This window comes from Sphingomonas sp. BK345 (assembly GCF_014193845.1).
Taxonomy (GTDB): domain Bacteria; phylum Pseudomonadota; class Alphaproteobacteria; order Sphingomonadales; family Sphingomonadaceae; genus Sphingomonas.
Window position 1 is genome coordinate 161,776 of record NZ_JACHZX010000006.1, and the last position, 12,824, is coordinate 174,599.

Sequence of the window (12,824 nt, forward strand, 5' to 3'; positions counted from 1 at the left end):
GAGGATCTAGCTCCCGCCCCTCTCACGCTGCCTTCGGCAGCGCCTCCGGCACCAGAGGCACCGGCTCGCCCGCCGGCATCGCCACCGGCGCCGCGCCCGCGTCGACGCTGCCGGTGCGCTCCAGTTTGCCCCAGCCCACCTTCGGCCCGGTCAGCGCGGCATAGGCCGCGCGCAGCACCACCGCGTAGAGGATCTGGCGATAGCCGAAGCGTTGCAGCAGCAGCCGCACCGCGGGGAAGCGCGCCTCACGGCCGTCCAGCCGGAACGCGATCCAGCCGCAGGCGAGGTCGATCGCGGTGAAGGCGAGCCAGAAGGCCGCCACCGTCGCCGCGTCGCCCCCCGCCGCGTCCCAGCCGCGGTCATAGACCCGCCACGCGGTGCCGCCGACGCCGGCGACCAGCCCGAGGTCGATCAGCGGCGCCACTAGGGTGAAGCCGAACTGGAACAGCAGCGCCTGCGGCAGGCCGACCCAGGCGAGGCCGCGCGGCCGCCCGCGCCCGATCAGCGCGCGATGCTTCCACAGGCATTGCAGCGTGCCGAAGGCCCAGCGGAAGCGCTGCTTGAACAGAGCGCGCATCGTCTCGGGCGCCTCGGTCCAGGCCACCGCGTCATTGTCGCAGGCGACGCGCCAGCCGGCGCGCTGCACCGCGATGGTGAGGTCCTGGTCCTCCGCCAGCGTATCCTCGGGATAGCCGCCGACCTCGTCGAGCGCGACGCGGCGCCACGCCCCGACCGCGCCCGGCACCACCGTCACCGCCCCCAGTGCGGCGAGCGCGCGCCGCTCGAGCTGCTGCGCGGTGACATATTCCAGTGCCTGCCAGCGCGTGATCAGGTTGACGCGATTGCCGACCTTGGCGCAGCCCGCCACCGCGCCGATCGCCGGATCGCCGAACCAGCGCGTCAGCCGCGCGATCGTGTCGGGCTCGAACTGCGTGTCGGCGTCGAGCGCGATCACCACGTCGCCGCGCGCCTGCGCCAGCGCGATGTTGAGCGCGCGCGCCTTGCCGCCGTTGGTCAGCGTCAGCAGCCGCACGCGAGGGTCGATCGCGAAGGCCGCCCGCACCACGTCGGAGGTGCCGTCGGTCGAACCGTCGTCGATCACGATCACCTCGACGCGCACGCCCTCGCTGGCGAGGATGCGGCGCGCCGACGACTCGATCACGCGCGCCTCGTTGAAGGCAGGGATCAGCACCGAGACGAAGCCGGGCACGCGATGCGGCGGTGCGATCGGAACAGCGTCACGGCGGCGCCATAGCGCCAGCGCGGTGAGCGACAGCGCGCGCGCGATGCCCAGCGCGATCGCGAACGCGAACAGCCAGCCGAGCGAGTCACGCAGCCACGCGGCGCCGTCGAACAGCGTCCGCGCGCCCGCGGCGCGCACGCCGGTGCCGGCGGCGAGCGTCGGCATCACCGTGTCACGCGAGAGCCCGGCGAGCCTCGAGACGGGCACCAGCTCGTAGCCGCGCGCGCGCAGCCCGCGGATGATCGCCGGCAGCGCCGCCAACGTCTGGGTACGATCGCCGCCCGAGTCGTGCAGCAGCACGATCTGAGCGGGGTGGTCCGCGGTACCCGCCGCGACGCCGGCGATGACGCGGCGCGCGATCGTGGCGGCGTCGGGCTTCTCCCAGTCGAGCGGGTCGACGTTGAGGCCGACGGTGAGGTAGCCGAGCCGCGCCGCGACGCGGCTGGCGTGGAGCTCGTCGCGCCGGTCCGGGTCGGCGTCGCCGAGGAAAGGCGGGCGGAACAGCGTCATCGCGCGCCCGGTATAGGCCTCCACCAGCCGCTCGGTGGCGCGCAGCTCTAGGGCGATGTCGCCCTCCGAGCGGCGGCCGAGATCGGCGTGCGTGGTCGAGTGGTTGCCCAGCTCGCTTCCCTCGGCGACGATGCGGCGCAGCAGCGGCCCCTGCCCCAGCGCGTTGGCGCCGGTGACGAAGAAGGTAGCGGACGCGCGCTCGCGGCGGAGGACGTCGAGCAGCCGCGGGGTCCAGCGCGGGTCGGGACCGTCGTCGAAGGTCAGCGCGACCAGCCGGCGCCGCGCGCCGGTGCGCTCCACCACGTCGGGGCCGGGTAACCGCCCCCAACGCTCGTCGCGGACCAGCCCGTCGCGCGCGACGAAGCTGCGCTCGCCCGGCGACGCCGCGGCGGTCAGGCGGAGCAGCTCGCCCTTGCCCTCGACCGCGACCGAGTTCTCCGCCGGCAGCGTCTGCCGCGCCGGCAGCGCGCGGCCGGCGAGCAGCGGCCAGACGCCGGGATCCTCGCTGCCGAGCCGCCACAGCGCCACGCCCGCGGCGCCGGTGCGGCGCACCGCGGCGAGCTGGTTCGCCGCACTGGCGGCGTCGAGCAGCCACACGTCGTGCCGGGCCGCGCCGAGCTGGTAGGAGAAATGGCTGTTGCCGCTGGCGGGATCGAAGACCGGGGCGGTGCCGGCGCGGCGCGCGATCGCCCAGGCGTCGGCGATCGAGCGCGGCTCGGTGCTGCGCCCTGCCCAATCGTAGGCGTAGCTGCCGATCGCGACGATCGCCTTGTCCGCGCCCGCGCGCGCCACCGCCTGCGCGACGACGCGCGCGAACCACGGCTGCGACGCGATCGGACCGGCCTCGCCGCCCATCCAATGCTCGTCATAGGCCATCAGCACGACGCGGTCGGCGGCGCGCGCGTAGGCGGCGAGGTCCCAGTCGGGGTCGGCGACCGGCGCGGCGAGCATCACCGCCCAGCCGCGCGGCGCGAAGCGCGCGCGCAGCTCGCCGAGGAAGCGGAGGTAATCGGGGTGCGCCGCCGTGGGCAGGCTCTCAAGGTCGAGCATGACGCCGGCGCCGCGCTGCTGCGCCACCAGCGATTCGAGCTCTGCGGCGAAGGAGCGGCGCGCGCCGGCGTCGGCGAGCAGCGCGGCCGTAGCGGCACCGTCCCACTGACCGTCGGCGCGCGCGTTCTGCACCATCGGCAACAGGCGCGGCCGGTGCTTCGCTCGCGCGAGCAACGGCGCGAGCGTCGCGTCGTCCTCGGCGGTCAGGCGGTGGTCCGCGCCGGTCACGGTGGCGACGCCGGGGACGAGCCAGTCGAGTTCACCGAGATGCGCCGCCAGCGAGGCGCGTGAGGGCGCGTCCCACGGCATGTAGAAGCCCATCGTCTCGCGCTTCAGCGCCGCACCGGTGGCGGCGGGCAGCCACGCGCCGGATCGGGTGGCGACGCTCGCCGGAGCGAGCGCACGGGGCGTCGTGCCATCGTCGGCGAAGCGCGGCGCGACGCGGTCGAGCGGCTGCACCAGCAGCGCCACGAGCAGCGCGAGCGCGGCGAGCGGCACCAGCGCCGCGAGCGCCAGGGTCGCGCGGACGCGGCGCCCGCGTCGCCCGCTGGCATCGTAGAAGATGGACACGCTCGCTGTGGCTCCCGGTAGGTCGGGGCGGCGCCTAGCGAATTAGGGTAAACAACGGGTTGCGACCTAGAGGCGCGTTGGCCGTATTATCCAGACGTCCACGAACGCCGACGCCGCTGCTCGTGCGGAAGAGTGGATCTCGGAACAAGTCCGAGGTGACGACCAAAGATGGTCGAGCCCAGCGACGACCAGTTCCACCTACCCTCGCCCCGCCTCGACGGTGCTGCTGATCGATCGCTCGGGCTGGGGCGAGAGCGTGCGGACGATCGTCTCGAACTGCCCGCCTGACACGCGGATCTCGTTGAACGCCGGCGGCGTCGCGCGCGTGCGCTTGGACAGCGTGCCCGCGCCGATCAGCCGCAGCGTCCAACCATCGCGCTCGTACGGTACGTCGAACGGATCGTGGACATGTCCCGACAGCACCGCATGCACCCCGGCGGCGGCGAGCGCTTCCAGCGCGGCGTCGCCGTTCCGGGTCTTCGCGGTGCCGCGCGTACCGCCCTCGATCAGCGGATGGTGCCCGGCGACGAAGACGAGGTGATCCTTCGGCGCCGCCGCGATCAGCGCCAGCGCGCGCCGCAGCGACCCGCTGCTCACCCGGCCCTTGGACCAGTTCCAGCGCCACTGCGCGCGCGCGGTGGTCTTGAGCGGCACCACGGTGATGCCTGCGACATCGAGCGGCTTCTCGATCATCCGCTCCACCGCGGCATAGCGCGAATAGGGTGAGAACAGCCGGCGGATCGGATCCCAGTAGTAAGGGATGTCGTGATTGCCGACCTCCAGCGTCACCGGCACGCCGAGGCTGCGCAGCCACGCGCCGCCGGCCTCGAACTCCTTGGGCGTGGCGCGCATCGTCAGGTCGCCCGTCATGATCACCGCGTCGGGCTTCTCCGTCGCGACGAGGTCGCGGAACCAGGCGACCGCCTCGGGATCCTCCGCACCGAAATGGACGTCGCTCACGTGGAACAGCTTGGTCATGCGTCGCCCTTGTTCGTCAGATGGATAGGACGCGAGCGCGCGCGCACGGTTCCCCGCGCCTCACACCTGCACCGGCTGGGCGATCCGCCCGTCGGCGCCGAACACGCGCAGGTAGCGCTCGATCTCCGCGGAAGCGCCGGTCGCCTTGGCGGGATTGTCGCTCAGCTTCACCGCGGGACGACCGTCTGCCTCGGTCACCTTGCACACCAAAGAGATCGGCTCCAGCCCGCCCGCGCCGTCGGGGTCGCAGCCGCGGAAGTCGTTGGTGAGGTTGGTGCCCCAGCCGAAGCTCAGGCGCACCCGGCCGTGGAAGTGGCTGTAGACGCGCTCGATCGAGTCGACGTCCATCCCGTCCGAGAAGATCAGCAGCTTGGTGCGCGGGTCGCGGCCGTGCTGCTGCCACCACCGGATGATCTGCTCGCCCGCCTCGATCGGCGGCGCGCTGTCGGGGCGGAAGCCGGTCCAGTCCGCTACCCAGTCGGGCGCGGCGCGCAGGAACGCCGCGGTGCCATAGGCATCGGGCAGCGCGATCAGCAGGTTGCCGCCATAATGCCGGCGCCACTGTTCGAGCACGCGATAGGGCGCGGCCGCCAGATCGGCGTCGTCGCGCGACAGCGCCGCCTCCACCATCGGCAGCTCGTGCGCGTTGGTGCCGATCGCCTCAAGGTCGGCGTCCATCGCCAGCAGCACGTTCGAGGTGCCGATGAAGCGCTCGCCCAGCCCTTCCTTGAGCGCCTCGACGCACCAGCGCTGCCACAGGAAGCCGTGGCGGCGGCGCGTGCCGAAGTCGGAGATGACGAGGTCGGGCAGCTGCCGCAGCCGCTCGACCTTGTCCCACAGCTTGGCCTTGGCCCGGGCATACAGGACGTCGAGGGCGAAGCGGTCGTGATCGCGCGTCGCGGCGCGCGAGCGCAGCTCGTTGATGATGGCAAGCGCGGGGATCTCCCACATCGTCGTCTCGCACCAGAGCCCGGCGAAAGTCAGCTCATACTGGCCGTCGACGCGGCGGAGCTCGTACTCGGGCAGCCGGAAGTCGGCGAGCCAGGCGAGGAAGTCGGGCGCGAACATCCGCGCCTCGCCATAGAAGCTGTTGCCCGCCAGCCAGATCAGCTCCTTCTTGGCGAAGCGCACCGTGCGCGCGTGGTCGAGCTGGGCGCGCAGCTCGGCCTCGTCGATCACCTCGGCAAGGCGCACCGTCCTCGTGCGGTTGATCAGCGCGAAGGTCGCGCGCGTCTCCGGATGGAGGCGGCGGATCATCTGCAGCATCAGCAGCTTGTAGAAGTCGGTGTCGAGCAGGCTGCGGACGATCGGGTCGAGCCGGAAGCTGTGGTTGTAGGTCCGCGAGGCGATGTCGGTGACGGTGGTCATGCCAGGGGCATAAGCGGTGCGCGGGCGGGGATGAAGGGGGTGGCCGCGAGGGTGCGGCGCATCCGCTGCCCACGACGGCGAGGTGCCGCGCTACGCGTCTTCTTCTCCTCCCCGCCCCCCACGTCACCCCGGACTTGTTCCGGAATTTAGCCTTCCGCGTACGCCGACGCCGCTGCTCTCGCGGACGGGTGGATCCCGGAACAAGTCCGGGATGACGGGGAGTAACGAGACGGCGGGCAGTAACGGGACGGCGGGCAGTAACGGGACGGCGGGAGTAAGAAGCGGCGTGGGTCGTCAACGCGCTCCTCCCCGATCGCCCCTCACCCGCCGAACGAACGTCCCCCGCCCCAGCCGCCGCTCGACCGCGCCGAGACGCGCCCGCCGAAGCCGCCGCGCGACACCACCGAGCTGCGCGTCTGGATCCGCTGCGTCGTCACCGGCGCGGTCACCGCGCGCGAGCCGACCTGATAGGAATAGCCGCGGCCGCCATAGCCGCCGCCGTACAGCCAGGCGCCGCCCGGCGTGTAGTAACGGTCGTCGCGCCCGCTGCGGTACAGGCCCGAGTAGCGATAGCCCGGCCCGTTGAGCAGCCGCCCGATCATGAAGCCGGTCAGCAGCGGCACGAAGAAGCTCTGCCCGCCCTCGTTGCGGACGAGGCAGTTGCCCGAGCCGAACTGGTCCTCGCACACGTCGCGGTCGGCGAAGCGCGGCGCGGTCTTGCTGTCCTCGGCGGCGGCGTTGCGGGCGGCCTCCTCGCACGTCACCTGCGCGAAGGCGCCGCTGGCCTTGCACTCGTCGACGTTGTTGAAGGCGGCGACCTCGGTCGGCGCGCCGTAGCGCTCGCGCGAGACCTGCTCGTCGCTCGGCTGCGGGTCGCAGGCAGAGAGCATCGCCAGCGCGCTCGCGGCGGAGAGACCCGCGGCGGCGGAGCGCAGGCGGCGGCGCGGAACGGTCGAGTCGGTCATGGCGACCTCAATAGGTCATGCTGGCGGCGTTGAGCAGCCCGACCGAGATCGACGTCGCCGCGGCATAGACGCCGCTGGCGACATTGCCCTCCTCGAGCCGCCGCGCCATGTCGCGCACCACGACGCGGCGCACCACCAGGCTGGCGAGCACCTGGATCGCGCCGGCGAGCACCGCCCAAGCGACGAACTCGACCGGGTCGGTGGTCTCGCTCAACGCCGAGGCGAGCGGCAGCGCGAAGCCGACGATCGCGCCGCCGAAGGCGAGCGCGGCGGCGACGTTGCCCTGCGCCACCAGCGCGCGCTCGTCGTAGGGCGTGGATTTCTGGTAGATCGCCTTGAACAGCGCGAGCAGCACGCAGGCGAGCCCGAACGCGAGCAGGAAATGGCCCACGCCGGCGAGATAGGCGGGAAGGTCGAGCGTCACGATGGCGTCTCCCGGGTCAGTGGCGAGGGCGGATGTTTGAGGAAAGGCATGTCTAAACGCCGGAGACTAGCGCCGCGCTCTCCCACCCCCGTCATCCCCGCGAAGGCGGGGATCCATAGACGCTGACGATGCGGCTCCAGCGCCGACGCCAGCGTGTCTGGATCCCCGCCTTCGCGGGGATGACGAGAGGGTAGCGGGGATGACCGGATGGGAAAGAGCAAGAGCGGCGCGGCTCACGCGCTGAACTCCGCCGGCGACAGCGGCAGGCCCACCATCAGGTCGTGGGTCGTGTCGCCGCCCTCGGGGCTGGTGGCGACCGCGAGCAGCAGCTCCTGCCCCTCGGGCGCGAGGTCGCGCGCGTAGAGCATGCATTGCTGGCGAATATGCTTCACCGGCGCGCCGTCGCGCTCGTAGTAGAGCGCCTCCCACAATTGCACCGGCGGCTGGACGCGGTCGTCGCCCTCGTACCAGTAGCGGCGGAACGGCGGCAGCCCGCCCTCGACCCACTCGGGCCTGGTCATGCGCTCGCGGAAGGCGGCGTCGTCCCAGCCGCCGCTGGCGTAGGTGGAGGACCAGGGGCGGAAGAGCGTGAAATCGTCGGCGTCGCTGCCGTCCGCCTGCTGGCTCACCGCCTGGAGCATCAGCTCGTCGTCGGTGTAGAAGCGGTGCACATAGCCGCCGTCGTCGAGCTTGATCAGCCCCTGCGCGGTGATCTCGAGCGTATCGCGGTCGAGCGTGAACACGCCGCCGCTCAGCCGCCGCCACGCCAGCGGATCGAGCCGCACCATCCGCCCGATCGTGATGTCGCGCACCACCGCCACGCTGGGTCGCGCCGCCTCGTCGCGCCCGCCGCCGAAGAGGCTGCCGAAGATCATGCCGTCACCCGTCGCGCCTTTCCTTGCCGACGGGTGCGGGCTAATGCGGGGGGTGTCAACAGGCGTGAACGGCAGGAGCAGCGATCGGTGAGCGACACGGCGCGGGTATGGACGATCGGTCGGCTGGCGGACGCGCTCGGCGCGCACCGCGACGAGCTGAGCGTCGAGCGGATCGAGTCGGCCGAGCCGGTGCTGCGCGTGACGATGCGCGATCACGGCGACCTCGCGGTGTTCGTCAGCTGCGCGGGCGAGCAGATCGTCGTCTCCACCCTGCTGTGGCCGGTCGACGAGCAGCCCGAGGCGGAGAAGTTCAACCGCTTCCTGCTCAAGGCGCAGAAGCTGGTGCCTTTGTCCAACTTCGCGATCACCGAGCTGGACGGGCGCGAATATTACGAGCTGATTGGCGAGCTCTCGATCGAGTCGAGCGAGCGCGAGATCCTGATCGAGCTGCGCGTGCTGGCGCAGAACGCGCTGGACGCCGCCGCCGACCTGCGCGACGCCTTCGCCGCCGCCTGACCCTCATTCCCTCAAGGACCGATACGTCATGTCGATGTGGAAGCAGTTCGTCACCCTGGTGCGCGGCAGCGCGCACGAGGCGGGTCAGTCGGTGGTCGACGCGCGCGCGCTGACGATCCTCGACCAGCAGATCCGCGACGCCGGCGCGGCGCAGGCCAAGGCGCGCGACGACCTCGCCACGCTCACCGCCAAGCGCCGCCTGATCGAGAAGGACATCGAGGCACTCGCCGCGCAGCAGGAGAAATATGAGGCGTCGGCGCGCGCGGCGATGGCGCGCGGCGACATGGACCTCGCGCGCGAGGTGGCGCAGCGGCTGGCGACGATCGAGCAGGAGCTCGGCGGCAAGCGCCCGCAGGTGGAGGAGATGCGCACCGCCGAGGACCGGATGCGCGGCATCATCAAGTCGGGCGACGGCAAGATCGAGTCGCTGCGCCGCGAGGTCGACGTGGTGCGCGCCAACGAGAGCGTGCAGCAGGCGCAGGCGCAGATCGCGGCCAACACCAGCGGCGCCTCGTCGCAGCTCGGCTCGGCGGCGGACAGCCTCAAGCGGCTCAAGGAGCGGCAGGCGGTGCGCGAGGAGAAGTTCCGCGCCGCGGCCGAGCTGGAGGACATGCGCACCGGCGCCGACCTCGACGCCAAGCTCCAGGCCGCCGGGCTGCTGCCGGGGTCGAGCAGCGCGGACGACATCCTCGCGCGGCTGGCGGCGCCGAAGCAGGGCGGCGAACCGCTGCGGCTCGACGACCGCAGCCGCGACACGTCGCGCGACTGAGCGGGCGGCGGCGGGTGGAGCGGATCGTCAGTGGCGAGCGTCCCGGATGGGAGGAGACCGCGCGCGCGATGGGCTTCACCTTCCACCATCTCGACGGCGAGCGTTACTGGGACGAGCGCGCTTATTACCGCTTCTCGCTCGACGAAATCGAGGAGCGGATCGAGGCGCCCTCGGGCGAGCTGCACCAGCTCTGTCTCGCCCTGGTCGAGGAGGTGGTGGCGAGCGACGCGCTGATGCAGCGGCTCGCCATCCCGGCCGAGATGCGCGACATGGTGGCGGCGTCGTGGCGCGCGAAAGCGCCGTCGCTCTATGGCCGGTTCGACTTCGCCTATGACGGCACCGGCCCGGCCAAGTTGCTCGAGTATAACGCCGACACGCCGACCAGCCTGTACGAGACCGCGCTGTTCCAGTGGCAGTGGCTGGAGGATCGCGTCGCCGACGGCACGCTGCCGGCCGACGCCGACCAGTATAACCGCCTACACGACGCGCTGCTGGAACGGTTCGCGACCCTGTTCACGCCGCGCAGCCTCGTCCATTTCAGCAGCGTGGCGGACTCGATCGAGGACCGGCAGACGGTGCGCTATCTCGAGGAGGTCGCGCGCCAGGCCGGGCTCGACCCGCAGTTCGTCGCGATCGACCGGATCGGCGTGGACGCCGAGGGCGCCTTCGTCGACGACGAGTCGCTGCTGATCGGCGCGCTGTTCAAGCTCTATCCCTGGGAGGACATGCTGCGCGAACCCTATGCCGCGCAGCTGCCGACGACCAAAACCCTGTTCCTCGAGCCGGCGTGGAAGGCGCTGCTGTCGAACAAGGGCATCCTGCCCCTGCTGTGGGAGCGCCACCGCGGCCACCCCAATCTGCTCCCCGCCGCCTTCGCCGACGACGCGGAGGGCGCCGCCGCGATCGGCCCGCGCCACGTCCGCAAGCCGCTCTTCTCGCGCGAGGGCTGGGACATCGCCCTGGTCGGCGCCGAAGACGGCGACGCGGCCGCGCCGCTGGCGGGCGGCTACGGCGAGGAGGGGCACATCATCCAAGCCTATCAGCCGCTGCCGGTGTTCGACGGCCAGCACGCGGTGGTGGGATCGTGGATCGTCGGCGACGAGCCGGTGGCGCTGTCGATGCGCGAGGACGACGGCCCGATCACGCGCGACCTCGCACGCTACGTGCCGCACGCGATCGTGTGACTTTGTCGGATGGCGCGGATGTGGGGTGGGGATGCGGCGGCATGGCTCCACTTTCCCCCGAGCGTCATCCTGAACTCGTTTCAGGATCCACCGTGCCGCACTCTCACAGCAGGAGGTGGCTGCGGGACCGTGGGTCCTGAGACGAGTTCAGGATGACGGAGAAGTGATGGGTGGCCCTCTGCCAGCAACCGACTCGAGCCTTCCCACCCGCCACCACTCGCCCCGCCCTTCCCATACCCGCTCGGCCGATCGCGCGTGAGTTTCGCCGCCCCGCCGCCTAAGAAGGAGAGGCCGGGGCAACGAGGACGCGATGAAGCTGCTGATCGTCGAGGACGACCGTGATTATGCCGCCGCGCTGCGCGAGGATCTCGCCGCGCTTGACCATCAGGTGACCGTCGCCGACAACGGCCGCGATGCGCTGCTCGCGCTGGAGCGCGACCGCTATGACGCGGTGATCCTCGATCGCATGCTGCCGCAGATGGACGGCGCCGCGGTGGTGCGCCACGCGCGCGAGCGCGGCCAGACGCTGCCCGTCCTGATGCTGTCCGCCCTCGGCCGATCGGTCGAGAAGGTCAACGGGCTGGAGGCGGGCGCGGACGATTACGTCGTCAAGCCCACGCCCGCCAGCGAGATCGAGGCGCGGTTGCGTGCGCTGCTGCGCGCGCGTGGTTGGCAGCAGCAGGGCGGCGACGGCGATACGCTGCGCGCGGGTGACATCGTCGTCAGCCCCGGCCAGCACCGCGCCTGGCGCAACGGCCGCGCGCTCGATCTCGCCAAGCTCGAGTTCGGCTTGCTGACCGAGCTGGCGCGCCACGCGGGCAGCTATCTGACCCGGGCGATGCTGATCGAGCGCGTCTGGGGCTATGACTTCGAGCCCAGCACCAACATCGTCGACGTCCAGGTGCGCTCGCTGCGGCGCAAATTGTGCGCGCCCGGCGAGACCGACCCGATCGTCACCAAACGCAGCGTCGGCTATATGCTGCGCGCCTGAGCATGTCGTCGCTGCGCGCGCTGACCCTGTTCTTCCTCGCCGCCTTCGCCGCGGCGGCGGTGCTCGCGGGCTATCTCACCTATGCCGCGTCGCGCGCCGCGGTGGTGAGCGCGGTCGATCGGCGCATCGGCGAGGTCGGCGACGCGATGCTGAGCGCGGTGGCACCGGGTGATTCGCGCGCGATCCTGCGCCGCATCGACGCCTTCTCCCGCCGCCGCGACACCGGCGACATCGGCTTTGAGCTGGAGGATTCGCGCGGGCGGCGGATCGGCGGCAACGTCGTGCTGGAACGGGCGGTGCCGCTCGGCTTCACCACGCTGAAGCGGCGCGACGGCATCGTCGGGCTGAGCGCCGGCCGCGCGCAGGCGCGCGACGCGGGCGGCGGGCTGCGGCTGATCACGATCGCGGAGACCGAGCCGATCGACGGCTATGGCGCGACGCGCGTGCGGCTCTACCTCATCGGCTTCGGCGCACTGCTCGCGGTGGTGCTCGCGGGCACCGCCAGCTTCGGCTGGATCGTCCGTCGCCGCATCGGCGAGGTGCGTGCCACCGCCGCGGCGATCATCGACGGCGATCTCAGTCGACGCGTCCCCGTGCCGGCACGCGGCGGCGCCTTCGCCGCCCAGGCAGAAGCGTTCAACCGCGCGCTTGATCGCATCGCCGCGCTGGTCGAGCAATTGCGCGAGGTCAGCAGCGACGTGGCGCACGACCTCCGTACCCCGCTGGCTCGGCTGCGCGCGCGACTGGCGCGGCTGGCCGAGCGGCCGAGCGTGTCCGGCGAGGAGCTGGAGGCGGTGCTGGCGGCATGTGACGACGTGCTCGCGCTGTTCGCCGCGATCCTGCGCATCGCCGAGGTGACCGCGGGCGAGCGCCGCGCCGGCTTCCGCCCGGTCGACCTCGCCGCGCTGGCGGAGCAGGCATGCGAGACGCTCGCCGCGGCCGCGTCGGAGCGCGGCCAGGAGCTGAGCGGTGGCCCGTTCGCGCCGCTGACGGTGCGCGGCGACCCGCAGCTGCTGAGCCAGGCGTTGCTCAACCTCATCGAGAACGCGCTCCACCACACGCCGGCGGGAACGAGCGTGGCGGTGACGCTGGCGCGCGTAGGGGAGATGGCAGCGCTGCGCGTGCGCGACGACGGACCGGGGATCCCGGCCGAGGCGCACGCGCTGGCGCTGCGCCGCTTCGGTCGGCTCGAGACCAGCCGGCATCGGCCCGGCCATGGGCTGGGGCTGCCACTGATCGAGGCGGTGGCGCGGCTCCACGGCGGCACGCTGACCCTCACCGACGCCGCGCCGGGACTGGAGGCGGTGATGACGCTGCGGGTGGAGGGGGCGTAGGCGCGAGGGAGCGGGCGGCGGCGTGGCTCAGGTGGATCAGCGGCACG

General features: G+C 72.1%; 11 protein-coding genes. 5 read left to right on the forward strand and 6 right to left on the reverse strand.

Going from position 1 to position 12,824, the window contains the following annotated elements:
• Window positions 1–22: 22 nt before the first annotated feature.
• From FHY03_RS17730 to FHY03_RS17755, 6 genes are all read right to left on the reverse strand, one after another.
• The gene (locus FHY03_RS17730) at window positions 23–3,373 is read right to left on the reverse strand and encodes a glycosyltransferase (protein WP_183931861.1); all 3,351 of its coding nucleotides are present in this window, start codon (window positions 3,371–3,373) and stop codon (window positions 23–25) included.
• A 198-nt stretch (window positions 3,374–3,571) separates the two neighbouring features.
• Window positions 3,572–4,351 (reverse strand): metallophosphoesterase, encoded by a 780-nt coding sequence (locus FHY03_RS17735; protein ID WP_183924469.1) that lies wholly within the window; start codon window positions 4,349–4,351, stop codon window positions 3,572–3,574.
• A 60-nt stretch (window positions 4,352–4,411) separates the two neighbouring features.
• The gene (pncB, locus tag FHY03_RS17740) at window positions 4,412–5,719 is read right to left on the reverse strand and encodes a nicotinate phosphoribosyltransferase (protein WP_183931862.1); all 1,308 of its coding nucleotides are present in this window, start codon (window positions 5,717–5,719) and stop codon (window positions 4,412–4,414) included.
• A 320-nt stretch (window positions 5,720–6,039) separates the two neighbouring features.
• Window positions 6,040–6,684: a DUF1190 domain-containing protein gene (locus FHY03_RS17745; protein ID WP_183924465.1), complete on the reverse strand. Its 645-nt coding sequence runs from the start codon at window positions 6,682–6,684 to the stop codon at window positions 6,040–6,042.
• A 7-nt stretch (window positions 6,685–6,691) separates the two neighbouring features.
• Window positions 6,692–7,108 carry a DUF350 domain-containing protein gene (locus tag FHY03_RS17750; protein ID WP_183924463.1) on the reverse strand — a complete coding sequence of 139 codons (417 nt, stop codon included), beginning with the start codon at window positions 7,106–7,108 and terminating at the stop codon, window positions 6,692–6,694.
• A gap of 233 nt (window positions 7,109–7,341) precedes the next feature.
• Complete coding sequence (locus tag FHY03_RS17755) at window positions 7,342–7,983, reverse strand: DUF2491 family protein (RefSeq protein ID WP_183924461.1); 642 nt, start codon at window positions 7,981–7,983, stop codon at window positions 7,342–7,344.
• Window positions 7,984–8,070: 87 nt separating this feature from the next.
• On the opposite strand from FHY03_RS17755, the gene FHY03_RS17760 reads away from it, so the two are divergent.
• From FHY03_RS17760 to FHY03_RS17780, 5 genes are all read left to right on the forward strand, one after another.
• A complete protein-coding gene (locus FHY03_RS17760; RefSeq protein WP_221190308.1) occupies window positions 8,071–8,499 on the forward strand; it encodes a YjfI family protein in 429 nt (142 codons plus the stop codon).
• A gap of 28 nt (window positions 8,500–8,527) precedes the next feature.
• Entirely contained in the window at window positions 8,528–9,268 is a 741-nt protein-coding gene (locus FHY03_RS17765; RefSeq protein ID WP_183931863.1) for a PspA/IM30 family protein, read from the forward strand.
• 14 nt (window positions 9,269–9,282) lie between these two features.
• Window positions 9,283–10,452 (forward strand): glutathionylspermidine synthase family protein, encoded by a 1,170-nt coding sequence (locus FHY03_RS17770; RefSeq protein ID WP_183931864.1) that lies wholly within the window; start codon window positions 9,283–9,285, stop codon window positions 10,450–10,452.
• A 310-nt stretch (window positions 10,453–10,762) separates the two neighbouring features.
• Complete coding sequence (locus FHY03_RS17775) at window positions 10,763–11,443, forward strand: response regulator transcription factor (protein ID WP_183931865.1); 681 nt, start codon at window positions 10,763–10,765, stop codon at window positions 11,441–11,443.
• A gap of 2 nt (window positions 11,444–11,445) precedes the next feature.
• Window positions 11,446–12,777 carry a HAMP domain-containing sensor histidine kinase gene (locus FHY03_RS17780; protein WP_183931866.1) on the forward strand — a complete coding sequence of 444 codons (1,332 nt, stop codon included), beginning with the start codon at window positions 11,446–11,448 and terminating at the stop codon, window positions 12,775–12,777.
• Window positions 12,778–12,824 lie beyond the last annotated feature (47 nt).

Excerpts from the sequence above, each read along its gene's own strand:
- FHY03_RS17735 (WP_183924469.1), bottom strand. The coding sequence starts at position 4,351 with ATGACCAAGCTGTTCCACGTGAGCGACGTCCATTTCGGTGCGGAGGAT.
- pncB (WP_183931862.1), bottom strand. The coding sequence starts at position 5,719 with ATGACCACCGTCACCGACATCGCCTCGCGGACCTACAACCACAGCTTC.
- FHY03_RS17745 (WP_183924465.1), bottom strand. The coding sequence starts at position 6,684 with ATGACCGACTCGACCGTTCCGCGCCGCCGCCTGCGCTCCGCCGCCGCG.
- FHY03_RS17755 (WP_183924461.1), bottom strand. The coding sequence starts at position 7,983 with ATGATCTTCGGCAGCCTCTTCGGCGGCGGGCGCGACGAGGCGGCGCGA.
- FHY03_RS17765 (WP_183931863.1), top strand. The coding sequence starts at position 8,528 with ATGTCGATGTGGAAGCAGTTCGTCACCCTGGTGCGCGGCAGCGCGCAC.
- FHY03_RS17775 (WP_183931865.1), top strand. The coding sequence starts at position 10,763 with ATGAAGCTGCTGATCGTCGAGGACGACCGTGATTATGCCGCCGCGCTG.
- FHY03_RS17780 (WP_183931866.1), top strand. The coding sequence starts at position 11,446 with ATGTCGTCGCTGCGCGCGCTGACCCTGTTCTTCCTCGCCGCCTTCGCC.